A 25,118-nucleotide genomic window follows, 5' to 3' on the forward strand; every position below is an offset into this window, starting at 1 on the left:
CGGCCGCCCGCTTCCGCCACCGTGCCAGCCACAGGCCGCTGCCGATCACGAGGATCGTGAGCACGTCCAGGCGTGGACCGCGGACCAGAGCCTGACCGTTCGCGCCTTCACGATGCTCTCCGCTCGCCCGCCATCACCATTTGTAGGCGAGGCTCGCGGTGATGCGGCGACGGTCGCCATAGTAGCATGAGGTGACGACCGCGCAGCTCGCGACGTAGATCTTGTCCGTCACGTTCACGACGTTGAGCGCCGCGCGCCAGTGGTTGTCCCACTCGTAGTGCACGGCGACATCGCCCAGCACGAAGGACGGAACGAGCGCGGTGTTCGCGGTGTCGGCAAAAGACGAGCCGACGTAGCGCACGCCGCCGCCAAGGCCAAAGCCCCGCAGCGGGCCCTCGCTGAAGGTATAATCGGTCCAGACCGAGGCGAACTCCCGGGGAGTGTTGGTCGGAACCGTGCCGATCAGCGCGGAATTGAGGTCCTGGCTCACGAACAGTTCGTACTTGGTGTAGCTCGCCACCAGCTTGAAATCCGGCGTGATGTTCGCCACCGCCTCGAGCTCGACGCCACGCGAGGTGACCTCGCCGTTCTGGGTCTGGAACAGCGGATTGTTTGGATCGGTGGTCAGCGCATTCTTGCGCTTCAGATCGAACCACGCGACGCTGAACCGTGCGTTGAGCCCGATCGGCTCGTACTTCACGCCGACCTCGGTCTGCTCCGATGTTTCCGGCAACTGCAGCCGTCCGGCCGCATTGATGCCGATAATCGGATTGTAGCCCGTCATGTAGGAGGCATACGGCGCGACGCCAAAGTCGAGATTGTAGATCGCGCCGACGCGGCCGGAGAACTTGCTGTCTGCGCGGCTTTGATCGGGGCCGAGCCGGTTGTGGTTGACGAGATCAACCCAGTCCTGACGGCCGGACAGCACCACCGTTAGCCGATCGAGCTTGACCTGATCCTGGAGATAAACCGCCGCCATGCCCTGAGTGAGATAGGCGTCCCGATACAGCGCTCCGTTGAACGGCGCGTTGACGCCGTAGACCGGATTGAGCACGTTAAGATTGGTCCCCGCGCCAAAGCCCTGCCGGTCGTCGAGGGCGTAATGCTTGAGGTCGACGCCGAGCAGCGCGGTGTGCTGCAGCGCGCCGGTGGCAAAGCGGTACTCGAGCTGGTTGTCGAGGTTTAATTGATTGGCGACCCCGCGGGCGTAGAAATTGCCGCGCATGATGTCGGCGGCCGCCGGCGTCGTCGCGTAGCCCAGCCCGTAGAGGCCGGTGTAGAAGACGTCGACATGTCCGAAGCGCGCGTTCTGGCGGAAGTCCAGGCTGTCCGTGATGTTCTTCGCGAACTGGTAGCCGAGCGTCTCCTGCTCGCGGCGAAACTGGTCGGCGCGGGGGTCGCCGACGAACAGGCTGGTAGGAATGCGGCCGAACGGCGCATTGGTGACGGTGCCGACATAGGGCAGGAAGTTCTCCGCCCTGGTGTTGTTGTGCGCAGCCGTGGCGTAGACGGTGAGCTTGGTGTCGGCGTCCGGCCGCCAGGTCACCGACGGAGCGAAGAAGAAATTGTTGTCGTAGACATAGTCGGTCTGAGTGCCGCCGCCCTGCACCTGGCCGACAAACCGGTAGAACATTTGCCCGTTGCCGGACTGCGGGACCACGCCGCCGAAGTCAAACGCCGTATAGGCGTTGCCGTAATTGTTGATGCCGGCCTCGAGATAGCGCACCGGCTCGGCGAGCGGCAGCTTGCTCACCGCGTTGACGAGACCGCCCGGCGCCGAGCCGCCGTACAGGATGCCGGACGGCCCGCGCAGCACCTCGACGCGCTCGAGGTTGAATGGTTGCAGCTTCCAGCTCGCATAGGAGGTGTAGAAGAGCTGCAGGCCATCGAGGAACAGTGACTCGTTCTGCGCCGGGAAGCCGCGGATCAAGAACCAGTCGTTGCGGAAATCGGCGCCGTAGGTGCCGCCGATCACGCCGGGCGTGTAACGCAGCACCTCGTCGAACTTGCTGACGATCTTCTGGTCGCGGATCTGCTCGGCACCGATCACGGAGACCGATTGCGGCGTCTCTATGATCGGCGTGTTGGTCTTGGTGCCCGACGAGCTGCGGCCGGCGACGTAGCCGTTCACCGGACCGAGCGGCGTTTCGACCACGCCGACATTGCGCTGCGGCTGCGGCTTATTCCTGTTGGCGGTCTGCACCGACGAGCGCGGCACACGACGCTGAGGGGTCGCCGCGGCGCGGCGGCGCGCTTCAGGCGCCGTGACCGTCACCGACGGAATGTTCTGCGCGCCACTCTGCGCCGATGCTTGTGCGAGCGATGCCTGCGGCACCAAGACCCAAGCGGATGCGGTCGCCAACACGGCCGACCGCAGCATTCCAAGACTGTTCAACGCGCCACCCCAAAGCTGCATGTTTTGATGCATCATGCCGCCAGTCCCCGCGGCGACATGCGCTTAGGGGGACGCTTATGGGAGGGCGCGCGAATTGCCTAATTGAAAGCTTCTTAGAAAAATTCTTGAAGCACTTCAATATCTTCAGAACCGGAGATCTGAACGCGAATTCTTCTCGTTCGCGAGCATCTCGGCGGCGGTCGCCGTGAGCTGCCCAATCTGCCGCAGCAGTGTGTGGGATCGCTTCGCTCAAATGATCCAGCAGGCGCCGATTGCGTTGCTGCGCGCCGACGATCGCATCATGCGCCGGGGAGATGAAACCATTTTGCGGAACCCGCGAAACCATCCGGAAACAGAGAGTGCCTAGAAGAGGAGCCCATAGACGACGGCAAAGTCCGTCGGGAGGCTCATATGAACCACTCAATTCACTCTGCTGATCGTGCGACCCACCTGAAGATCGTGGTGGTGGCGCTGGTTGCCGGCATTGCGGTGGCCGGCTTCGGGATTGCAGCCCGCACCCCTGCCGATTACAGCCAGACCGCCCAGTCCACCCAAATCATCAAGGCCGGCAAGCCGGTGGTGGTGACCAGCGCAGGCGCGTCGCAGATTCGCTGAGACGCACTCGACCGGGCTGACCAATGGCCGCCGCCGGGCGGCCATTTTCGTTTTCCAGAGCAATGCTTAACCGAGATGCACCGGCGGAGCGCAACGTCCTTGACTTCACCATGTCCCCCCTTTAAGTCCCCCCACGTTCCGCACGCGTTCAGCGCGCCACGCGGGAGTAGCTCAGTTGGTTAGAGCGCCGGCCTGTCACGCCGGAGGTCGCGGGTTCGAGCCCCGTCTCTCGCGCCATTTTGGCAATCCCTTCATAGTCTTAGCCTGAACTTCTCGACGCTGTCGCATCGGCGCAAGCCATGGACGACATTCGAGCCGGCATAGTCAGGCCGCGCCCGAATCGTCTACGCCTCCAAGAACTTGCGGGGTTCAGGGGTGTCCCCGAGCCACCGGCCAGAACGAGGAGGTCAGACATGGCGAAGAAGGCAGCCGCTCCCGCCACCATTACGCTCAAGCACCTCGCTGCTGACATTGCGGAAAGCCAGGACCTGTCGAAAAAGCGCGCCGAGGCCGTCCTGACCGACATGGTCGACCTGATCACCAAGCACCTGAAGAAGGGCGACCGCGTCCGGATCGTCGGCCTCGGCATTCTCCAGGTCCGCAAGCGCGCCGCCCGCACCGGCCGCAATCCCGCCACTGGCGAGCCGATCCACATCAAGGCCAGCAGGAAGGTCGCGTTCCGCCCCGTCAAGGAACTAAAAGAGGCGATCTAGAACATTAGTTTTCAGAATGTAACCGAGATTCTCCTAACCCCTCGAAATCACACGGATTTCGAGGGGTTCTTCTTTTTCGAAATGTAACCGAAAGCGCCTCCAAGAACATTAGTTTCGAAAAATGTAACCGAAAGCGCGAGAAACGCCTGCGCCACAGGCATTTCAAAGAATCCATCGCCGCACGTTTTCGCCGTCGAAAATGCACGTACACAAGGCTCCGCCGACCTGACAGGCTCAGACCGGGAACAACCCGGAAACGAACCTTGATCGAGCCGACCCCATTCCGCACCGAACAGCTTCGCCTCGAAACCGGCGAGCGCTTCTCGCTGACGGTCGCCGCCAACGGCATGCCGGCCTGGTGGCCGAACCTCTACTGCCAGATCGCCATCCGCGAGAGGAACATCGGTTACTCCACGATGCAGGCGTACATGAACGCCATCTGCGTCTTCCACAACGTCTGCGCCAAACTCGATATCGACATCGACGCTCGCATCGAAAGCCTCGAACTCTTCCGCGAGAACGAGATCGCGACGATCCGCGACGAGCTACGCAAACGTCAGATCGTCAGACCCGGCGACTCGAACGCCGTGAAGGCCGCGCACTGGAAGAGCAGACTGACCGCGGTCAACGACTACATCGTCTGGCGGACGGACCCCGTCATCGACCGCGTCTCCACACGCGACCCGAGACTCGCGGAAGTGCGCCGTCGGGTGGACCGTCTGCCGAAGCGCCTGGTCGGGAAGATCGTCGTGAGCAAGAACTCGTCCAAGGAGGGCATGGACGAAAAGACGGAGGTCGCGTTCCTAGACGCCATCACTCCCGACCACCCGACCAATCCTTTCAACCCTCGCAACCAGCATCGCAACCAGGCACTCTGGCTGCTCTACCATGCCGGGCTGCGCCGCTCGGCGCCGCTCACGCTCACCGGGCGCCACCTGCATCTCAACGAGGACGAACCATACGTCTACGTCCCGCGCGTCCAGGACGACAAGGACGACTCCCGCGCGCACGAACCGCGCAACAAGACGAAGGCCCACCCGGTGAACCTGAGCCCCGATAGGGCCGCCATCATCCATCGTTACATCGTCAACCACCGGCCCACGTACAAGGGCGCGAAAAAATCCAAGTACGTCTTCCTCTCCCAGGAAAGCTCCAACACGGCGCCCAAGCCGCTCTCGATCGGCTCTGTCGAGCACATGTACAAGCAGCTGCGCGCGAAGGTACCCGGCATCCCGGAGAACTTCGGACCGCACATGGTCCGTCGCACCAACAAGGATCACATGAAGGACGCCGCGGACGAACTCGAATGGACCCCCGACGAGGAGGAAGAGGTCGTCAACCAGGAGAGCGGTTGGACGCGAAACTCCAAGACGCGCCTCAACTACCAGCGCCGCAGTCTCCGGAAAAAGGGCAACAAGCTCGCCGTCAAGATGCAGGACATGGCTACAAAGGGTCGCAAGGATGACTGATTCCGCAATCCGCCAAGTCACGGCCGCCCTCCCCACCTTCCCGAGCCAGGGCACGATCATCGATCGGGCCGACTGCGAGGTGGACGCAACCGGTTGGGAGTGGAAGCTCCATCATCCGGTGAATGCGACGGTGCTCAATTTTCGGAGGTTGGCGATCGGATCCGGCGCGCTCCTCTCCTCCGTCGCCCGATTCATCGCCGACCTGATCAAAGTCACCTCGGTCGACAATGTGCGCGGCACGTTCGAGACCTTGACCTACCTGCAGCGGTCCGCGCACTTCCGCGAAGTCGACGCCGCTGGCGGCATCGTCGGCGAGCAGCTCATCAGCGACCTGCGCCAGCTTCCCGAGTTCGCCGAATACAGGCTTCACTACGTGCGCGCCTGGTACTGCTGGTGCGCCGACCATGGCATCGATCAATTTCCGGAAGAGACCGCGCTGCGGATCCGCGAGCTGAGCATCCCCGGCAATGAACAGGGCCACGCGGTGCGCACCGAAGACCCGGTCCGGGGAGCGTTCGACGACATCGAATTCCTGGCCATCACGACCAAGCTGCGGGCACTAGGCCCAGATCGCCTGACGACCCTGGAGAACACGCTCTGCTGGCTCGCCGTCGCCTGCGGCGCGAACGCACTCGCCTACGCCCTGACGCGCGAGGAAGACTACAAGCCCCTACAGGAACCAGAGACCGGTCGCATCCACGCCCTGCTGGACCTGCCGCGGATCAAGAAGGGCGACGCGCTCTACCGCCAGCAATTCCATCCGCGGATGCTCAACGACGACGTCGGGACCTGGGTCAACCGCCTGGTCATGGAGAACCGGGCCCATCGCCAGCAGCAGGGCTGGCCAGAAGGCTGCGAATACCCGCTGTTCAGGCGCTTCGACCCCGATCCGGCGCGGGCGAACGGCCCCTACCACGCCTACGCCATGCACATGACTCCGGACGAGATCACCAGGACGATCCAGCAGGCGATCGCCAAGCTGGAGATCATCTCGCACCGGACCGGCGAACCCCTCGTCGTCAACATGCGCCGCTTTCGTCGCACCTTCGCCACCCGCGCCGTCGAGGCCGGCGCCACGCCCTCGGAGCTTGCGGTCATGCTCGACCATTCGGACCTCGGCACCGTGATGACGTACTTCGAAAGCCGCGTCAGTCAGGTGCTGCGCCTCGACGCCGCCACGGCCATGCATCTCGGTCCGATCGCCGACGCGTTCATGGGGCGCATCGTCCGCACCGAACGCGACGCGGTCAACGGCAACGACCCGTCCAAGCGTATTCCGTTCTACAACCGCCATCCCGACCGCCCGCCGGAGAAGGCCGGAGACCTGGGCACCTGCGGCTCCGGACCATGCGGCCTGTTCGCGCCGCTCTCCTGCTACACCTGCAAATCGTTCCAGCCTTGGCGCGACGGCCCCCACGAAGAGGTGCTGAACTGGCTGTGCGACGAGCGCGACCGCAGGCTCAAGGAAGGGCGTAACCAGCAGTTCATCCGCATCCACGACGCCACCATCCTCGCGGTCGCCGAAGTAATGAAGGCCTGCGAGGCTCCGTCGCCATGAACGTCGTTGCCCTTCCAGATCGCAGACTGCTTGACGCAGCGACCTCGCTCGCGCACCTATCCGAGCGCGCCCGCGCGCTTCAGGTCTTCGGTCCAACGGTGGATTTCGATGCGCCGGTCTGGAATCTCTCGGACGTGAAGATCGGCCGGCCATCGGCCCAGCAGACCCACAACCTGTACTTCACCCGCATCACGCAGCGCGAAACCAGAAGCATGGAGGGACGCGTCCCCTTCGATCCCGCGTTCGGCAACCTCATCAAGGCCATCATCGCGCTCCGCGAATTCGCCAGACCGGTCGGCGCGGACCGCTACCGCAAGCTGCTGCAGGCGGCCCGCCTGCTCTACGAAACCATGGAGAACCGCGGATTCGATCCCGCCAGGCTACGAAGCGACAACTTCCACGCCGCGGCCCGGGCCATCGAAGGAACACCCGGCTACAAGTACAATCTGGCGCAGGATCTCGAGGTGATCGCCGAGTTCGTGAACAAGAACGCACTCTCCCAGTCGCGGATCGTCTACACCAATCCGCACCCTCCGCAGCGGCTCGACGCCCAGTCCAACAAGAAGGCGCAGCAGCATCGTGCCAGCAAGATGCCGTCGGAAGAACTCATCGACGCCGTCATCGCGATGAGCGACATCGTGCGCGAACGGGGCGACGATCGCGACATCCTGCGCGCCGCCATCGTCGAACTCCTGCTGTGCGCCCCATGGAGGATCAACGAGACCCTGATGCTGCGGGCCAAGTCCGACCGGGCGAAAACCGGGCTCGATCCCGCCACGGGCGAAACCTACGAAGGCTTCGGCTTCGCCTACGACGGTTCGAAGGAGGCCGACGACGCCGTCAAATGGGTCGCGCCGAAGATGGTCGAGATCGCCAGACGCGCGTTCGCGGACATCGTCCGGATCACCGAGCCGACGAGGGACATCGCGCGCTGGATGGAGCGGCATCCGGGCCGCGCGTATCTGGCCGAACCGTTCCGTCTGGCCGACCCGTCCACTCAACTCTCGATGAAAGACCTCGTCGTCGCACTCGGCGTCAGGAGCCTGACCGCGGCCGTCGACTGGCTGACATCGAACAAGGTTCCGACCGAAAAGCGGGACGGCAAACGCTGGTGCCGCCTCGACGAGGTGGAAGCCGCGATGCTGCGGCTGCAGCCGAAGATCCCTGCGGATCTGCCGCAGACACTGTCGCAATACCTGATGCTCGTCCCGCAGCACTACTTCCGCGACGATCTGAGCACCCAGTACGGCGTCGTGACGTTCGTCAGCGACTTCCAGATCAGCGATTTCCTGACTTCGCACGAAAGGAAAAATCCCTCCTCGGGCAAGACGAACAAGCGTCCTTCCGTGTTCGAACGGCTGGAGATCAACGACTCCAACGGCAAGGCCTACCGGGTCACCAGCCACGCCTTCCGGCACTATCTCAACACGATCGCGAAGGATGGCGGCATGTCGGAACTGGACATGGCACGCTGGAGCGGCCGCAAGCGCATCGAGCAGAACGCCGCCTACTACCATGGCGACGGACGCCAGACGAAGAAGCGCGCCCGCGAGATGCTGAAAACGAAGGCGATGGGCGGACGCATCGTCGACGCGGTCGACAGGCTTCCTCCGACGGACCGCGATGCCTTCATCGAGGCCCGCATCAACACCTTGCACATCACCGACATCGGAGCGTGCATCCAGGACTGGTCCCTGACGCCCTGCTCCAAGTACGGCCAGTGCGGCGGCTGCGGCGACCACCTGGTCATCAAGGGAAACCCAGAACACAAGGCCCGCACCGCGCGGCTGCTCGCCGAGCACGAAAGCATGCTCGCGCAGGCGAAGGCGGAAATGGACGAGGGCACCTATGGCGCCAGCGACTGGGTCGCGCACAACCAGAAGATCGTCGACGGCCTCAGGAAGACCCTCGCGGTGCACGAAAACCCCGACCTCGAGGACGGGAAGATGGTGCAGGTCTGAGAGAGCCGCAGGCCGATCACGCGTCATCTGCAGGAGATATCCGATGCCCCAATCGATCGTTCCCGAATTCCTCAAGGACCTCGAACTCTATCTCGATCGCCAAGCGCGCGACTGGCTGGCCCAGACCGGCGAGCGCACGCCGACTTTGCCCGCCACGCTCGACGGAAAGGTGAATGTCCGCGCGCTCGTCGCCGCGCTCGGGCGGCCGCAATCGCAGGAGCAGCACATCTTCCGCAAGGCCGAATTGAAATCGGCGGTCAACGCGGTCGCGATCGAACAGGGGCTAAAGCCGATCCGCAGCCGGCCTGAGTCCGAGGAGCCCGACAAGGCGGTCGCGGACCGGATCCGCCGGACCGACATGCGCAGCAGCGAGGTTTCGAAGCTGGCCGCCGAACAGGCCGCCGTCATCTTGAAACAGCGTCGCACGATCGAGAGCCTGCGCGAGCAGCTGAGGATGTTCGAGGAGACCGGCCAGGTGTTGCGGACGGGGCCGGTGCTGCGGTGAGGGTCGCGGTCGACGGGATCGTTTCGGAAAGGCCCTTCGGAATCATATTCGCCGGCACCGTGACGGACGGCGCCGTCCGGGGACAGCAGCTTCGCGTACGCGCCGGCTTCGACAGGCTCCTCGGCATTCCCGTACCCGGCGACACCTGGGAGATCGAAGGCGAGATTCTCCAGACCGCGTTCGGACCGCAGATCGCCGCCAAATACGGTCGCCGCATCCTGCCGTCGGGACTCCTGATCAAGCAATTCCTGGCGAGCCACGTGCCTGGCGTGGGTCCCGAACGCGCCCACCGCCTCTGGGCGGCCTTCGGCGAGAACCTTCCGGAGATCCTGTCCAACAATGACATGCTCTCCGAGATCGCCGCCGTCATGTCGCCCGACAAACCGTCGCTCGGGCGCCGCCTCGCCGTATTCGTTACCTCGGCCTGGCAGAATGCCGCTGGCGAAGCCGACCTCGTCGCCTGGCTCGACCGGCAGGGCGTACGCGACCTCAGGATCGTCCGCCGACTGCACCGGGTGCTGGGCGCGTCTGCGGCCGAGACCCTGGCCGAGAACCCCTACAGCATGGTGCCCCTTCTGCCGTGGAAGCAGATGGACGAACTCGGCCGCCGCCTGCTGCGCGAAGATGGATGCGACCCCGCCGCCGACACGCGGCGGCTGGTCGGCGCCGCCGACGAGGCAGTCAAAAGGATGCTCCGACGGGGCGACACCGCAATCGAGGTCGACGAGTTCGCCGATCAACTGGGGATCCTGCTGGCGACCGAGGAGCAGCGGGTGATCGAGACGGCCGTCGCCGCCGCCCTGAGGAACGGGGCCGTCGTACCTGCGGACCGTGTGGTGAGGGCACCGGGCGCCGCAGCGCTCGAAGACGACCTGGTCGAGATGCTCGCCGCCCTATCGCGCACGCCGCGCGAGGCGCGCCTGGCCCTCCGCAGCGCCAGCGGCTGGTCAGAATTGCTCGCAGATATCGCCGGGCCCGGACGAACGCCCACCGACGAGCAGCGCGCCGCCGCCGTCGGCATGATCTCGCGCCCGCTCGCCTGCCTCGTCGGCGGCGCCGGCACCGGCAAGACGTACACGTGCAAGCTCATCTGCGATCTGTGGGTGCGTCTCGGCGGTCGCGTGCTGTTGTGCGCCCTCGCGGGCAAAGCAGCGCTGCGGCTGTCGCGCTCGACCGGGCGCCTCGCCAAGACCCTGGCACGCATGCTGGCGGAGCTCGCCGAGCGCGACGAACTGGAATCCGCCCTGAGCGATCCGGACACGTCCGAGAGCGAAAGCGCGAAGATCCGGACCAAGCTCGAATCCCTCAGCCTCGTCGACGACAAGACGCTGGTCGTCGTCGACGAGGCCTCGATGACCGACCTGCCGACGGTCCACGCGATAGCGAAGCGCCTGGTCGCCGGCAGCCGCCTGCTCTTCGTCGGTGACGAGGCGCAACTGCCGCCGATCGGATTCGGGATCGTCTTCCACAAGCTGGTGCAGGATCCCGCCGTCGCGCTGCGGCTGACCGAAGTCCATCGGCAGGCCGAAGCGACCGGCATCCCGCACGCCGCCGCCGCCGTACGGTCCGGCACCATGCCCGCATTCTCCGAGTTCGCCGGCGCGACCGCAGGCGTGTCGTTCCTGGATGTCGACCCTTCCGCGCTGGACCGCAAGCTCGACGAGGTCGTCGCGAGGCTCGCCGGCGACGGCGAGGTGCTCGTCGTCACGGCAACGGTCGCGGGCGCCGCTGGCGTCGACGCCGTCAACGAACGTGGCCATCGTCGGCACGTCGTCGGCGGGAGCGCCGAACTGCGAGGCTTCTTCGGCCGCCGCTTCTCGGTCGGCGAGTCCGTCATCTTCGGCAAGAACGATTACCGCGCCGGCCTCTGGAACGGCCTCCTCGGCCATGTCGTCGCGATCGATCCCGACGAACGGACCATCGACATCCTGTTCGACGGCGACAGCCAGCCGAAGCGGCTGGGCGACGAGCACCTCGTCGACCTCGATCTCGCCTACGCGGTCACGTGCCACCGGATGCAGGGGTCGAGCGCGAAGCGCGTCGTCATCCCGATCTACGAAAGCCGGCTACTCGACCGGTCGTGGCTGTACACCGCCGTTACCCGCGCCGAAGAGCAGGTCGTCCTCGTCGGCGATCGCGACGTGTTCGCGAGAGCCGTGGCGAAGCCTCCCGCGGCGGAAAGCCGGATCCACGGCCTGCGTTGGCCTCCAACCGCGGAGACGACGGCTCCCTCGTCGATGTCTTCATGATCCCCGGTGTCGCCGTCGCAGGCGACCCGCAGGCGACGGCGCGCACAGCACGGCAAGGGCGAAGAGCGCAGCGTCCCTTGCGGGCGAGCACGCCGATGCCAAGGACGAGCCGAAGACGGCGACATCCGGGGATCATGCGTCATGATCCCTGGAGAGCCCGAGCGCCTTCGCTCGGAAATCATCCCGCAAGTGCCGAGACCGCTCCGTTCTTCTTGTCAACTTGCGGCGAATCTCCGAGCAACCTAACTGTAGGCTTTTGGGGCGCGTTGCAACCAACGGTTATCGGCGACGCCTTCGCCGCATTGCGAAAAGGAGGGCCTGTGTCCGCCGAAAAGGTCACGCCGCTGGGCTATCTGAGCGATAAGGAAACCAAGGTCGATCTTCTCAACAATGAGGCGATCGCGAAAACCATCGTCCGGCTAATCGCGGAGACGGCCGATTCCGCCGTGACGATCGGCGTCCACGGTGACTGGGGTGCAGGGAAATCCAGCGTGCTGGAGATGGTCGAGGCCGCCTTCCCCGACGGAGGCGACGTCCTCTGCCTGAAGTTCAGCGGCTGGCAGTTTCAGGGATTCGAGGACGCCAAGATCGCGCTAATCGAAGGCGTCGTGAACGGCCTCATCGAGAAGCGCTCGCTCACGACCAAGGCGGTTGAAGAGGTCAAGCGCGTGCTGAAAAGCATCGACTGGCTGAAGGTCGCCAAGAAGGGCGGCGGCCTGGCGCTCACGGCCTACACGGGCATTCCGATGTTGGGCCTCGACGACCTGGTCGGCTCCGTCGTCGATCGCGTGAAGAACGCCTTGACCGACAAGGATGCGCGCGAAGCGGCCATCAAGCAGATCGAGGAATTCAAGAAGGAAAAGAGCGACGAGGCCACCAGCAAAAGCGTGCCGACGGAAATCAAAGAATTCCGCGAGGCCTACAAGGATCTGATCAAGAAGGCCGGCATCAAGCGCCTCGTCGTGCTGATCGACGACCTCGACCGCTGCCTGCCTCAGACCGCGATCGAGACGCTCGAGGCCATCCGGCTGTTCGTGCTGTGGGACAAGACGGCCTTCATCGTCGGCGCCGACGAAGGCATGATCGAGATCGCGGTCCGCGACCATTTCAAGAACCTGCCCGAAGTCGACGTCGCATCCAGCAACGCACGCGATTCCAACCAGAACTACAGGCGGTCGTATCTCGAAAAGCTGCTGCAGGTGCCGTTCCGCATCCCGGCGCTGGGCGAAACCGAAACCGGCATCTACGTGACGCTCCTACTGCTCGGCCGGGCTCTCGGCGAGGACTCGGAGGAGTTCACAAAGTTGCTGGCTCTCGGCAGGGCAGCCTTGGGCAAGCCGTGGGAGGGCAAGGGGATCGATCACGACGCGATCAAGACCGCGGCCGGAAAGAGGTTCGACGAGATCGTCGATGCCCTGGCGCTGGCCGATCGCGTTAGTCCGGTGCTCGCCGCCGGAACGAAGGGCAATCCGCGACAGATCAAGCGCTTCCTAAATGCCCTCGCCCTCAGGCTCGCGATCGCGGAAGCTCGCGGCTTCGGCAACGCCATCGAACAACCCCATCTGGCGAAGGTCATGTTGGCCGAGATGTTCCTGCACACGACGGTGTTCGATCATATCGCCACGACGGCCGCCAGTTCGGAGGACGGCATCTGCCCGGAGATCGCGCTGATCGAAAAGATCGCCGCCGGCGGTAGCGGACCTGCATCGACGAGCGAGGAAGAAGAAGCGACCGAAGCGGGCAATCCCGTGATCGACGAATGGAAGACGCGCCCCGACGTCATGCGGTGGGCGGCGGTCAAACCGGACCTCGGCAAGGTTTCGCTCAAACCGTACCTCTTCGTGATCAAGGACAGGAAAAACTATCTCGCCTCCGCCGCACCGCTGCCGGCCAAACTCGCTGCGCTCCTGGAAAAGCTGCTCGGCGGCGACATGTCGGCCAAAGGCGCCCTCCCCGACGTCAAGAGCCTCAATCTGCCGGAGGCCATCCTGCTCTTCGATGCGCTGGGAAGGAAGGTGCGGGAGGCGCCGAATTTCGAGGCCCGACCGGCAGCGATACCGGGCGTCGCCGTCGTGGTGGAGGCTCACCCGTCCCTTCAGGGCCGGTACGTCGACATCCTCGAAGCCCTGCCGCCCGACCGCGTCGGCCTGTGGGTTGCATCCGGACATGCTTTCGTGACCGAAGCGGCTCCGAAAGCCCGGATCGAAGCCCTTCGCGACAAGTGGAAGAAGGCGACCAAGAACCCGTTGCTGAGGGCCGAGCTGGAGCCGAAGAAACCGGCACGAGGGGGCCGCGGCCATGGGAACGTCTAATCCCTTCAACGGCGGCAACAACCGCAATCCTCTCGTGCCCGACTGGGTCGGCGGGGCCGGACCGGGTGCTGCACCCCCGGGCGCTCCTCCCCCCAGTCCCCCCGGCGCACCAGGTGCTCCGGGTGGCGGCACTCCCGGCAACGGAAATCCGGGCGGCGCGAACCCAGGTGGAGGCAATCCGGGCGCCGCGCCTGCGGCTGGCGGAAACGGCGGCGCTGCGGGCCAAGGCGACGCGCCGGCGCCAAACCGTTTCCAAAGCGCGCGCACCAACTTCTTCAAGTTCGCCAAATCCGGCGGGGGCGGCGGAGGCGGAGGTCGCGGCGGCGGGACCAACCGCAACCTGCGCCGCGCGGTCCGGTCGTTCGTCGGAAAGTCGAGCGGCGGCGCGCGCCGGGCCACGCAGCGCATGGCGGCGGAGCGCAGCGCCACTGCGAGCCTGGGACGGATCCTTTCCACTGCCGGCACCGCCGGCATCCAGGAGACCGTCCGCCGGCTAGGCTTCGCGCAGTTGGCAACGCTGCCGGTGCAGGACATATATGCCGCCCTCGTCGACGTCATCTGCGAACCGGGCGGCGAACTCGACGAGTCATTCGCCAGAGAGGCCTACATCAAAGCGCTGGCTGAAATCAGCGAGGCCCAGGCAGATCTCGAACGTCCGTCACCCGAGACCACCATCTCCTTCCTTGCCTCCTTCATCACCAACGCGATCCAAAACCGATTGCTCAACGCGGTCGGAAACAAGGTCGTCGCGATTCCACGCGACGTCGCCGCGGTCCAGAACGTCGAGCAGCAGATCAACGACTTCATCCGGGGCAAGGTGAACGACGCGATGACGGAGGCCGGCGAAGATTTTCCCGCCGACATTATCGTGTCGACCATCGACGACATCTACGAACGCTCCGTCGTCCTGTTGGAGGGGTCGGACCAGGAAGGTCCGGACGTCGAAACGGGTGACGAGCTCGAAGTGGAAGCCCATGGGGAGATCGCGTGATGACGGCCTACGCTTTGATCGGTCACATGGGACCGGCCGACCAGGCACCTGATCTCGCAGGACATTGGCATGCCCAGTTCCGCATCGACCTTTTGAGCGGCAATCGGACGCTGGGATACGGGATGGGTGGCGTCGTCCGGAACCTCGCAAGGCTCGGGGTCTATCCGAGCGAAGTCGGCGTCGACGTTCTGGTCCTCGCGGCGATGGTGCATGCCGCCGACACGCGCATCAATCGCGTTCAGACGTCGCAGGACGCGTGGACGCGCGAACTCGGCATCTGTGTGCCGGCATCCGATCCCGAACTATGGACCGGGCAGCGCGCTTTGCTCGAAAAGACGCTCCGGTTTCTCACCGGAGACCATTGGACGGTCTCGTTCAGGCCACGCCCGGAGGGAATGGCCGACTTCGTCAGACGACCCGTCGCGGGTCTGCAGGACCACGGCTTCGACGGGGTTGCCCTCTTCTCGGGCGGATTGGACAGCCTGATCGGCGCGATCGATCGTCTTGAGCAGGGCTCCTTTCCCCTGTTCGTGAGCCATGGAGGCGACGGAGCGATCAGCAAGCCTCAGAAGGATCTGTTCGTGGATGTCGCCGCGGCGTACCGCAACGGCAATCGCGAACCGAGGCGGGTCCGCCTCGGAATGAGCTTCACCGACAAGATCACGCCGGGGGTAGGACGCGAGGAAAGCACCCGCGGCCGGTCGTTTCTGTTCATCGCCCTCGCCGCCGCGGCTGGGTCCGGGCTGGGTCGTCGCTTTTCGCTCGAAGTCCCGGAGAACGGCCTGATCGCATTGAACGTCCCGCTCGACAGCGTCAGGTTGGGATCGTTGAGCACGCGCACGACCCACCCCTTCTATCTGCGCCGCTGGAACGAATTGCTGTCGCAGGTCGGAATCGACGGCGGCATCGTCAACCGTTACTGGGACAAGACCAAGGGCGAGATGATGGAACGCTGCCTCAATCCGGACCTGCTGCGCGAGCTCGCCGGCGCGTCCCTCTCCTGCGCCCACCCAGCCGCCGGCCGCTGGGTCAAGTCGGCGGCCGGCCGGCATACCCATTGCGGCCATTGCGTCCCGTGCCTCATACGCCAGGCTGCGTTCGACCGCGCATGGGGCCGAGGCAACGATCCCACCGGATATCGGGTCGACATCCACCAGAATCGCTTGAGTACGCGGGCGGCGGAAGGCAAGCAGGTGCGGGCGTTCCAATACGCGGTGGCCCGCCTCGCGGGACGCCCCGATCTCGCCCGCGTCCTGATCCACAAACCGGGACCGCTGCTCGAGGACATCGCCCAGCTCGACGGGCTTGCCGGAGTGTATTCGCGGGGCATCATGGAGGTCGGCCAATTGCTGCGCGACGTAGAGACGTTTTCACCGGCTGCAGAGGCCGAGATGACGGCATGAGGCTCGTCGATTTCCACTGCCACCTCGACCTGTATCCGGAGTTCGAGACGCTCGTCGCCGAAAGCGAGCGGCTCGGCATCTTCACGCTCGCGGTCACCACCACACCGAAGGCCTGGGCGCGCAACAACAAGCTGGCCTCCTCGACCAAGTACGTCCGAGCAGCGCTCGGCCTGCATCCCCAGTTGGTGGCGGAGCGGTGGAGAGAGATCGACCTCTGGGAGCGTCTTCTCGACGAAACGCGGTACGTCGGCGAAGTGGGCCTCGATGCCGGTCCCCGCTACTACTCCTCGATGGATCGCCAAACCGAGGTTTTGCGCCGCGTCCTGCGCTGCTGCGCACAGGCGGGCGGCAAGATCCTGTCGATCCACAGCGTGCGCGCGGCGCCCAAGGTGCTCGATCTGATCGAGGAAGAGGTTCCGAAGGGCCGCGCGAAATTCGTTTTCCATTGGTTCACGGGTTCGGCCGCGGACGCAAGGCGTGCCGCGCACCTTGGCTGCTACTTCTCGGTCAACAGTCAGATGCTGCAGACGGACCGTGGGCGCGCGCTGGTCTCCTCGCTGCCGATCGACCGCCTCCTCACGGAGACCGACGGCCCCTTCACATCCGAGGGCGACCGCCCTGCCCGGCCGTGCGATGTCGCGACGGCCGTGAGGCACTTGGCGATGGCGAGAGGCATATCGAGCGAAGAGAGTGCGGCCGTCGTTCTACGGAATCTGAAGACCCTGACGGCTTAGCTGTTGGCGGACCCGATGAGCTCAGTCCGAAGCTGGAGCTTGCCAGGGAGCAGATCGAGGTGGTCGGCAGAAAGGCTCCTCCAGAGCGCGCTGTCGTGCTGAACGGCCCCTTTTCCGCTTGGAATGAAGACAGAAGCTCCTGCCCACTCTTCCGCCGACGTAAACGGCGGCATCAATAATACGCGCCTACTGACGATGCCGCCCATGGTCGTCAATCCTGTGTCCATTCGACGAGCCTCTACAGACAAACGCAAGATCGGTAAACCTCAGGCGTCAACGAGGGCTCGCCTGCCCCTCGTACATGAAGGTCATAGGCTTCAGCCCATTCATATATCCGGTACGCATGTCTTCGATGCCAAAGCCGTTCCTGGTCAGGACGTCAGCGATGTCCCGATTGAGATGACAACCGCCCGAGATGCGCTTCCACGCGGGGGTCAGGCGGTCCTGCCACCAGCGCACGCGCGGTTCCGGCGCGCGGCCGTGCTCGACAAAGAGTAGCTTTCCTCCCGGTCTCAGCACCCGCCGCACCTCCGTCATGGCGCGATCGACATCCGGGATGCTGCACATGGTCCAGGTCGTCACGACCGTGTCGATGCTGCGGTCCTCGATCGGAATCGCCTCGGCCGAAGCTTCGACAAACTCAACCGGAGTTCCCGGATGTGGAGTGTGCTGCGCCATCTCGAGAAGCTTTGGACCGGGTTCAAGCCCCACAACCTGCTTCACGGCCGGCCCGTAGAACGGCAGGTTGCGACCGGACCCGAGGCCGATCTCGAGCACGCGGCCCCGCGCCGCACGGATCGCCCGCTCCCGGTAGGGAAGAAGATCCTTGTTGCGCATCGCAAGGTCGCATAGACGCGGAAGAATGACGTCGTTGTAGAAGCCCATCCGCGCATCTCCTAGCATCGCGGCTCGATCGACTTGCTGATCTCCTCGGGCGCGGCGAAGATCACGTCCGCCCGGTCGCCCATCATTCCGGCGGGTACGATGGCGGGCGCTCCGCTCTGCGGTCCGTCCTGGCCGGAATCCGTCTTCAGGCGCAGATTGCGCTCCCAGAAGTGCCGGGTCTTGCCATCAGCCGTGGTCACTCGGTAGGTGTCCTGGCAATGGGTGATGCCGGTGACGTGTTGGGAGGGATCCAGATCCTTCAGATTGGGGGCCCGGCCGCCACCCATCATCCCACCCATCATGCCGCCCATCCCGTTCATGCGGTTTTCGGCCGTCCGCTCCGGCGCGGCCCCAGGCTTGGTGGCCTCCTTGAGGAATGCCAAGAGATCCGCGCGAGCGCGTGAGTCCTTGATACCCTCGAACGGCATCTCGTTATCCGGCACCATGCGCGCAGGATCGGTCAACCAAGCGTCGAGCGACCGGTCGTCCCAGATAATTCCGGAAGCCTTGAGAGCGTCGGAGTAGCGGTCGAAGCTCGGCAGGCTTCCGGCTTTCCTTCCCCAGAGGTTCGCAAGACTCGGCCCCGTCATGTTGCGGTCGGGCTCGAGCGAGTGACAGGCCGCGCAGGCGCGAAAATTGCGTTCGCCCGGCGCTGCGCTGTCCTGCTGCGCGCCGGCCGGCGAGGAGACGAAGAAGGCGACTAATGCCACGACGAGAAGGCGATCCATCTTCAATCTCCCCGGTTTGAGAAGAACAGGTACTTGACCAGCGCGGCGGCCCCCAGCGCGAGCACGATCACGACCAGCACTGCGATCAGCCCCATGCCGCCCATCATTCCCGACATCATGTCCTGCATCATCGGCTCACCTCATTTGGCAGGCTCCGGGATTCGCAATTTGGTGACGATCGCTTTCGACTTCGCCGACGGCCCCGGTTTGCCCGCAGGGGGCAGACGGAAGCCTTTGACCAGGCCGAAGATTGCCGGGATCACGATCAGCGTGAGCAAGGTCGACGAGATCATGCCGCCGATCATCGGCACCGCGATCCGCTGCATGATTTCGGAGCCGGTACCGGTGCTCCACATGATCGGCAGCAGTCCCGCCATGATGGCGACCACCGTCATCATCTTGGGTCGGACGCGCTCGACCGCGCCCTCCATGATGGCCTCGCGGAGGTCGATCCGGCCCAGGGTCCAGCCCTCGGCGGCGCGGCGCTCCCTGATTTCCGCAAGCGCCTGGTTGAGGTAGATCAGCATCACGACGCCGGTCTCGGCGGCGACGCCGGCGAGCGCGATGAAGCCGACCGCGACGGCGACCGAGAGATTGAACCCGAGCCACCACATCAGCCAAAGCCCGCCGACCAGCGCGAACGGCAGCGACAGCATGACGATCATGGTGTCCGTCACCGACCTGAAATTGAGATACAGCAGCAGGAAGATGATCAGCAGCGTCGCCGGCACGACGATCTTCAGACGGGCCATGGCCCGCTCGAGATATTCGTACTGGCCGCTCCAGACCACGTAGTACCCCGGCGGAAACTGGATGCTGGCCTGGACGGCGCGCTGCGCCTCCGCGACGTAGCCGCCGAGATCGCGGTCGCGGATGTCGATGTAGACGTAGGTCGCAAGCTGTGCGTTCTCCGTCCGGATCGATGTCGGCCCGCGTGCCAGTTGGACGGTCGCGACTTCCGCGAGCGGGACGGCGCCGCCCCCCGGCATCGGAACGAGGACGTCGCTGGCGATCTTCTTCGGATCGTCCCGGAGGTCGCGGGGGTAGCGCATGTTGACGGTGAACCGCTGCCGGCCCTCGACGGTGGTGGTGACCGCCTGACCGCCGAGCGCGGTCGCGATGGTGTCCTGGACGTCCTGGACCATGATTCCGTAGCGCGCCAGCGCCGACCGGTCGGGCGTGATCTCCAGATAGTAGCCGCCGATGCCGCGCTCCGCGTAGGCGGACGAGGTCCCGGGCACCGCCCTCAGCACCTGCTCGACCTGTTTGGCGAGCCTGTCGATCTCGACGAGATCGGTGCCGATGACCTTGACGCCGACGGGCGTGCGGATACCGGTGGAAAGCATGTCGATGCGGGCCTTGATCGGCATCGTCCAGGCGTTGGAAACGCCCGGGAATTGCAGCGCCTTGTCCATCTCGGCGATCAGCCCGTCGATCGTGAGACCTGGCCGCCACTGCTCCTTCGGCTTGAGGTTGACCACGGTCTCGAACATCTCGGTCGGCGCCGGGTCGGTCGATGTGGACGCGCGGCCCGCCTTGCCGTAGACGGACTCCACTTCCGGAAACGACTTGATGATCCGGTCCTGCGTCTGCATCAGTTCGGCCGCCTTGGTGACCGAGATGCCGGGTAGCGTCGTCGGCATGTAGAGCAGCGTGCCCTCGTTGAGGTTCGGCATGAATTCGGTGCCGAGCTGGCGCGCGGGCCAGATCGTCACCGCGAGCACGGCGAGCGCGAGCAGGATAACCAGCGTCTTCGCGCGCAGCACGCCCTTGATGACCGGACGGTAGATCCAGATCAGGAAGCGGTTGAGCGGATTGCGATGCTCCGGAACGATCCGCCCGCGGACGAAGATCACCATCAGCGCGGGCACCAGGGTCACCGAGAGCAGCGCGGCCGCGGCCATCGCGAAGGTCTTGGTGAAGGCGAGCGGGCTGAACAGCCGCCCCTCCTGGGATTCCAGCGTGAAGATCGGCATGAACGATACCGTGATGATCAGCAGACTGAAGAACAGCGCCGGTCCGACCTGCGAGGCCGCCTCGATCAGGATCGCGATCCGCGACTTATTCGGCTCGGCGCGCTCGAGGTGCTTGTGGGCGTTCTCGATCATGACGATGGCGGCGTCGACCATGGCGCCGATGGCGATCGCGATGCCGCCGAGGCTCATGATGTTGGAGCCGATCCCGAGCAGCTTCATCGCTCCGAACGCCATCAGCACGCCGACCGGCAGCATCAGGATGGCGACCAGCGCGCTCCGGACGTGCAGCAGGAAGACCACGCAGACCAGCGCGACGACGACGCTTTCTTCGACCAAGGTGTGCTTGAGCGTGTCGATGGCGGCATAGATCAGGTTCGACCGGTCGTAGACCGGCACGATCTCGACCGATTTCGGCAGGCTGGTCGCGATGTCCTTGAACCGCTTCTTGACGTTCTCGATGACGTCGAGCGCGTTCATCCCGAAGCGCTGCAGCACGATCCCGCTGGCGACTTCCCCCTCGCCGTTGAGCTCGGTGATGCCGCGCCGCTCGTCCGGTCCCAGTTCGACCCTGGAGACGTCCCGCAGAAGCACCGGCGTGCCCTTGTCGGTCTTGAGGACGATGTTGCCGAGATCGTCGATACTCTTCAGGTAGCCCTTTCCGCGGATGACGTACTCGAACTCCGACAGCTCGACGGTACGCCCGCCGACGTCGGCGTTGCTGGCGCGGATGGCGTCCCGGATCTTCTGCATGGTGATGCCGAGGTCGCGCATCCGCTGCGCGTCGAGGACGACGTTGTACTGCTTGACGAAGCCGCCAACGCTCGCGACCTCCGCGACGCCCTCGGCCTTGGCGAGCGCGAATTTGAGATTCCAGTCCTGGATCGTGCGTGTGTCCGCGAGATTCAGTTCCTTGGACATCACCGCGTACTGGTAGACCCAGCCGACGCCGGTCGCGTCCGGACCGATGGTCGGCGTCACCCCCGCCGGCAACCGTGAGGTCGCGGCGTTGAGGAATTCGAGGACCCGCGAGCGCGCCCAGTAGATGTCGGTGCCGTCCTCGAAGATCACGTAGACGAAGGAGACCCCGAAGAAGGAGAAGCCGCGCACCACCTTGGATTTCGGCACCGTCAGCATTGCGGTCGCGAGCGGATAGGTGACCTGGTCCTCGATCACCTGTGGCGCCTGCCCCGAATACTCGGTGTAGACGATGACCTGCGTGTCGGAGAGGTCGGGAATGGCGTCGAGCGGCAGATGGACGAGCGCGTAGATTCCGGCGGCAGCGGCAAAGCCGGTGCCGAACAGCACCAGCAGCAGGTTGCGCGCCGACCAGGCGATGAGGCGGGCGATCATGGGCGCGCTCCCGTCGTGCCTGCCGCCTGGGCGGGTTGCGTACCCTCGGGCGCGGTAAACCCCTTCAGCGCGGCCTTCAGGTTGCTCTCGGCGTCGATCAGGAAATTGGCCGAGGTGACTACGGCCTCGCCCTCCGACACGCCTTGGGTCACCTCGACGAAGCCGCCGCCGCGACGGCCGAGCTTCACTTCACGCGGCTCGAAACGGCCCTCTCCCCTGTCGACCAGGACGGCCTGGCGGCTTCCGCTGTCGAGCACGGCGCTCTCCGCCACCGCCAGCACCGGTCCCGGCGTGCCGGCCTCGATCTCGGCATCGACGTACATCTCGGGCCGCAGCACCTCGTCGGGATTGGGCACCTCGATCCGGATCCGCGCGGTGCGCGTCGCGGCGTTGAGATGGGGATAGATCAGCGCCACCGTGCCACTGAGGCTCTGGCCGGCGAACGCCCGCGGCCTGATGGTGACCTTGGTACCGAGGCCGACTTGCGGCAGATCCCGCTCCGCCACGTCGACGATCACCCAGACAAGGCGGTGGTCGGCGATCCTGAACAGCACGTCTCCAGGCCCCGCACGCATGCCGGGCACGACGTTGCGCTCGAGGATCTCGCCGTCCTGCGGTGCAAGCCACGGAATCGAGAGCGATATCTCCTTTGTGCGTTCGAGCTCCTTGATGGCCGCCTCCGGGGTCGCGAGGTTCTCCAGTCTGCGGCGTGCGCCCTTCAGTTCTTTTCCGGTCGCGCCGGCGTTGAAGGCCGAGAGATATTCGGCGGCGGCGCTCGACAGCGCGGGGCTGTACACGTTCAGCAACGGTTGCCCCTTGTGAACGTGATCGCCGGTCGTGACGTTGGCTACGCTCTCGACGAATCCCTCGAACCGCAGCGCCACCACCGAGATGCGCCGCTCGTCCTCCTGGACGGTCCCTGGCGCGCGGATCAGGGTCGTGACGGGCCGCCGCACGACCGGCTCGGACCTGGCTCCCGTGCGCTGGATCTTGCCCGGCGAGAGCTTCACGGAGCCGTCGTCGGTGTCCTCGCCTTCGTAGACGGCGATGTAGTCCATCCCCATGGAGTCCTTCTTCGGTACCGGCGAGGTGTCCGGCAGGCCCATCGGGTTGCGGTAGTATTTGATCTTGCGCTCCGTCTTCGCGTCGACGGCCTTGGTATCGGCCGTTGGCTCCTCGGCTTCGTCGAAGCTAATTTCCGCACTCGCTGGTACGGCGCGCCAGGCGCGCCCGTCCGGCGTCTTCTTGGGCGTGAGCGAATAGAACGGCTTCCCGTCCGGATCCTGGTAGTAGATCGTCGCGCCGCCTTCGGCCGCGACGGCGACCGTCACGGCGCCGGCGAACGGATTCGCCCGCGGGATCGCGCCCGCGTAAAGGCCGGCGCCGGCCGCTGCGCAAACCGCAGCGGCCGCACCTATCGCGATGGCGCGCCTCATTGCTTCGCCGTGACGACGAGCTTGTTTTCGACGGTGCCGGTCTCGCCCTGCACCTTGGCGCCGAGCGACAGTTGCCAGCGGCCCGCCATGCTGAAGTTGGCCTTGAACCGGTACGTCCCGGGCTCCGTTCCCGGCATCGAGGTCAGCTTCGTAGCCATCTCCTGCATGCCGTCCGGCGCCATGTCGAGCCGGGACGCGAATATGACCGCGTCCGGCACGGGTTTGCCGGTTTTCTTGTTCACCAGCCGCACCGTCACGACCTTCTCGGGGCCCGTCTGAACCGTCGGCTCGACGAGCTGGAATTCGTAGTCCTTGATGTCGGCGAAGGCGAACTTCGGCGCTGCCGTAAGCGAAAGGCCGACCAGCGCGGCGGCCAGCCCGCGCGCAGCAGTGGAGATCTTCATGATGTCTATTCCTCGAAACGTCTGTTGAACCGCCGAAGCGGCATGCGAAATGCGCGCGGTGGACGCGCGCCAGCGTTCCGGCGCCGGAGCGCCGGTCAGACGATTGATCGAGGGGGCTGGTCTGGAGGGGGGCGGGTTAGGCCGTCGGCAATCATGTCATCGAGCGGCCGCAGCAGTTCTCGCATAGGCTGCCTGATGCTCCCCGCCGCCGCCGACGGTCCGGTCTGGAGTACCTTCAACATGCAGATCGCGATGAGAGGACAGTCCTGGCATTGCTTGCTTTTCTGCTTGTCGGGGCAGCACGCCATGTCATCCGGCATGTCTTGCGCGTCTGCCATCTGCATCGCGCCCATTGAATGCCCCGCCGCCGCCGGTGTCACCAGCGGCGCGACCGTCAGTCCCACGGTCACAAGGACCGCGAGCAGGAACCTGAGGAAGCGGCGAGCATTCATGGTGTCACAGTCTCACAGGGGCGGAACGCTGGAAAGTGCCCCGGTTCACAAAAGCGCGAGCCTGGCGCCTGGTGGTTAACCTTTCAAACGGTCAGTCGACGGCTTCCTTGCCGACGAAACGCATGAACGTCGTCCGACCTGCCGGTCCAAACTGCACCACCGCGTAAGGCTGCGGGTGTCCACCTTCCATCCCGGGCGATCCGACGGGCATGCCGGGTACGGCAAGCCCCAGAGCCTTCGGGCGCTCTGTCAGCAACCGCCGCACCGCCGGCGCCGGGACGTGTCCCTCAAGGATGTAGCCGTTCACCTCTGCCGTGTGACACGCGGCCAGATCGGCCGGGACGCCCAGGCGTTTCCGGACGCCAGGAAGGTCGGAAGCATCGTCCACCTGGACCGTGAATCCCGCGTCGCGCAAGTGTTGCACCCAGCCCGAGCAACAGCCGCAGTTCGGATCCTTGTGGACCTTGATCACGGATTCAGCGGCAACGGCGGGGCGAGCCGCTGCTCCAAACGTCGCGGCAGCGATCAGGGCCAAAAAGGATCGTCGCGCAAAGCCGTCCTTCTCGGCGCTTCGTTTTTGGTCGGTCATCAGACGCCTCTCCGTGATGAAGGTAGAAGGATTGCGGAGCTTATCCGCGATCCCTCGATGGGCCAATCAGCGAACGTCGGCCACGAAAACTAGCGGGATTTGGGTCCGCCGTGATAGCGCCATGGGGATTCACCGGCCATCGGAGCGGTCACGGCCTCATACCCCAACGCTCCGCGATCATAGGCGAACGCCGCATACGGACTGCGCTGCGGGATGGTAGTTCTTTCTTGCGCGGGTTGCTTGGCCTCGTTTGGCCAATAGCTTCTGTCGGAAATCGTCGAGCCCGCCTGGGCACTGGCGGACAACGCCGCCAGAAGCGTGATTGCGAGAAGGCTTTTCGTCAACATGGTCCCGGCTCCATCATCTTTGCTGAAACGCATCCGTTGCGCTTCT

21 protein-coding genes and 1 tRNA gene are annotated in these 25,118 nt (G+C 65.0%); 12 read left to right on the top strand and 10 right to left on the bottom strand.

Annotated features, from left to right (window positions below; translation table 11 throughout):
- Window positions 1-133: 133 nt before the first annotated feature.
- Window positions 134-2,380 (bottom strand): TonB-dependent siderophore receptor, encoded by a 2,247-nt coding sequence (locus IVA98_RS31565; protein WP_247337432.1) that lies wholly within the window; start codon window positions 2,378-2,380, stop codon window positions 134-136.
- Window positions 2,381-2,806: 426 nt separating this feature from the next.
- Here IVA98_RS31565 and IVA98_RS31570 point away from each other — a divergent pair, with 426 nt between their 5' ends.
- From IVA98_RS31570 to qatD, 12 genes are all read left to right on the top strand, one after another.
- Window positions 2,807-3,010 (top strand): hypothetical protein, encoded by a 204-nt coding sequence (locus IVA98_RS31570; protein ID WP_247294677.1) that lies wholly within the window; start codon window positions 2,807-2,809, stop codon window positions 3,008-3,010.
- 160 nt (window positions 3,011-3,170) lie between these two features.
- Window positions 3,171-3,247, top strand: a tRNA-Asp gene (locus tag IVA98_RS31575).
- A 176-nt stretch (window positions 3,248-3,423) separates the two neighbouring features.
- Window positions 3,424-3,723 carry an HU family DNA-binding protein gene (locus tag IVA98_RS31580; RefSeq protein WP_091886018.1) on the top strand — a complete coding sequence of 100 codons (300 nt, stop codon included), beginning with the start codon at window positions 3,424-3,426 and terminating at the stop codon, window positions 3,721-3,723.
- A gap of 263 nt (window positions 3,724-3,986) precedes the next feature.
- Window positions 3,987-5,192 carry a tyrosine-type recombinase/integrase gene (locus tag IVA98_RS31585; RefSeq protein WP_247356238.1) on the top strand — a complete coding sequence of 402 codons (1,206 nt, stop codon included), beginning with the start codon at window positions 3,987-3,989 and terminating at the stop codon, window positions 5,190-5,192.
- Complete coding sequence (locus IVA98_RS31590; RefSeq protein ID WP_247356239.1) at window positions 5,185-6,750, top strand: hypothetical protein; 1,566 nt, start codon at window positions 5,185-5,187, stop codon at window positions 6,748-6,750. Before IVA98_RS31585 ends, IVA98_RS31590 begins: the two co-directional genes overlap by 8 nt.
- Window positions 6,747-8,711 (top strand): hypothetical protein, encoded by a 1,965-nt coding sequence (locus tag IVA98_RS31595; protein ID WP_247356241.1) that lies wholly within the window; start codon window positions 6,747-6,749, stop codon window positions 8,709-8,711. The genes IVA98_RS31590 and IVA98_RS31595 overlap by 4 nt, the downstream gene beginning before the upstream one ends.
- Before the next feature lie 43 nt (window positions 8,712-8,754).
- Window positions 8,755-9,216, top strand: coding sequence for a hypothetical protein (locus tag IVA98_RS31600; RefSeq protein WP_247356242.1), 462 nt, complete (start codon window positions 8,755-8,757; stop codon window positions 9,214-9,216).
- Window positions 9,213-11,465, top strand: coding sequence for an ATP-dependent DNA helicase (locus IVA98_RS31605; protein ID WP_247356244.1), 2,253 nt, complete (start codon window positions 9,213-9,215; stop codon window positions 11,463-11,465). Before IVA98_RS31600 ends, IVA98_RS31605 begins: the two co-directional genes overlap by 4 nt.
- Before the next feature lie 320 nt (window positions 11,466-11,785).
- Entirely contained in the window at window positions 11,786-13,777 is a 1,992-nt protein-coding gene (gene qatA / locus IVA98_RS31610; RefSeq protein WP_247356246.1) for a Qat anti-phage system ATPase QatA, read from the top strand.
- A gap of 34 nt (window positions 13,778-13,811) precedes the next feature.
- The gene (qatB, locus tag IVA98_RS31615) at window positions 13,812-14,768 is read left to right on the top strand and encodes a Qat anti-phage system-associated protein QatB (protein ID WP_247356248.1); all 957 of its coding nucleotides are present in this window, start codon (window positions 13,812-13,814) and stop codon (window positions 14,766-14,768) included.
- Entirely contained in the window at window positions 14,768-16,171 is a 1,404-nt protein-coding gene (qatC, locus tag IVA98_RS31620; RefSeq protein WP_247356250.1) for a Qat anti-phage system QueC-like protein QatC, read from the top strand. The genes qatB and qatC overlap by 1 nt, the downstream gene beginning before the upstream one ends.
- Window positions 16,168-16,905 (top strand): Qat anti-phage system TatD family nuclease QatD, encoded by a 738-nt coding sequence (gene qatD, locus IVA98_RS31625; protein WP_247356253.1) that lies wholly within the window; start codon window positions 16,168-16,170, stop codon window positions 16,903-16,905. Before qatC ends, qatD begins: the two co-directional genes overlap by 4 nt.
- A gap of 273 nt (window positions 16,906-17,178) precedes the next feature.
- Here the strand turns inward: qatD and IVA98_RS31630 are convergent, their stop codons facing one another.
- From IVA98_RS31630 to IVA98_RS31665, 9 genes are all read right to left on the bottom strand, one after another.
- Window positions 17,179-17,790 (bottom strand): class I SAM-dependent methyltransferase, encoded by a 612-nt coding sequence (locus IVA98_RS31630; RefSeq protein WP_247356255.1) that lies wholly within the window; start codon window positions 17,788-17,790, stop codon window positions 17,179-17,181.
- A gap of 11 nt (window positions 17,791-17,801) precedes the next feature.
- Window positions 17,802-18,518, bottom strand: coding sequence for a c-type cytochrome (locus tag IVA98_RS31635; RefSeq protein ID WP_247356257.1), 717 nt, complete (start codon window positions 18,516-18,518; stop codon window positions 17,802-17,804).
- Window positions 18,519-18,520: 2 nt separating this feature from the next.
- Complete coding sequence (locus IVA98_RS37040) at window positions 18,521-18,649, bottom strand: hypothetical protein (RefSeq protein ID WP_256468191.1); 129 nt, start codon at window positions 18,647-18,649, stop codon at window positions 18,521-18,523.
- A 9-nt stretch (window positions 18,650-18,658) separates the two neighbouring features.
- Window positions 18,659-21,844, bottom strand: coding sequence for an efflux RND transporter permease subunit (locus IVA98_RS31640; protein WP_247356259.1), 3,186 nt, complete (start codon window positions 21,842-21,844; stop codon window positions 18,659-18,661).
- Window positions 21,841-23,280 (bottom strand): efflux RND transporter periplasmic adaptor subunit, encoded by a 1,440-nt coding sequence (locus tag IVA98_RS31645; protein ID WP_247356267.1) that lies wholly within the window; start codon window positions 23,278-23,280, stop codon window positions 21,841-21,843. The genes IVA98_RS31640 and IVA98_RS31645 overlap by 4 nt, the downstream gene beginning before the upstream one ends.
- Window positions 23,277-23,684: a FixH family protein gene (locus IVA98_RS31650; RefSeq protein ID WP_247356269.1), complete on the bottom strand. Its 408-nt coding sequence runs from the start codon at window positions 23,682-23,684 to the stop codon at window positions 23,277-23,279. The genes IVA98_RS31645 and IVA98_RS31650 overlap by 4 nt, the downstream gene beginning before the upstream one ends.
- A 95-nt stretch (window positions 23,685-23,779) precedes the next feature.
- Window positions 23,780-24,136, bottom strand: a complete 357-nt coding sequence (locus IVA98_RS31655) for a hypothetical protein (protein WP_247356271.1) — start codon at window positions 24,134-24,136, stop codon at window positions 23,780-23,782.
- A gap of 91 nt (window positions 24,137-24,227) precedes the next feature.
- A complete protein-coding gene (locus IVA98_RS31660; protein ID WP_247356272.1) occupies window positions 24,228-24,725 on the bottom strand; it encodes a DUF411 domain-containing protein in 498 nt (165 codons plus the stop codon).
- Between the two features lie 89 nt (window positions 24,726-24,814).
- Window positions 24,815-25,105 carry a hypothetical protein gene (locus IVA98_RS31665; RefSeq protein ID WP_247356275.1) on the bottom strand — a complete coding sequence of 97 codons (291 nt, stop codon included), beginning with the start codon at window positions 25,103-25,105 and terminating at the stop codon, window positions 24,815-24,817.
- Window positions 25,106-25,118: the final 13 nt, after the last annotated feature.

Source organism: Bradyrhizobium sp. 160 (assembly GCF_023073735.1).
Lineage (GTDB): Bacteria > Pseudomonadota > Alphaproteobacteria > Rhizobiales > Xanthobacteraceae > Bradyrhizobium.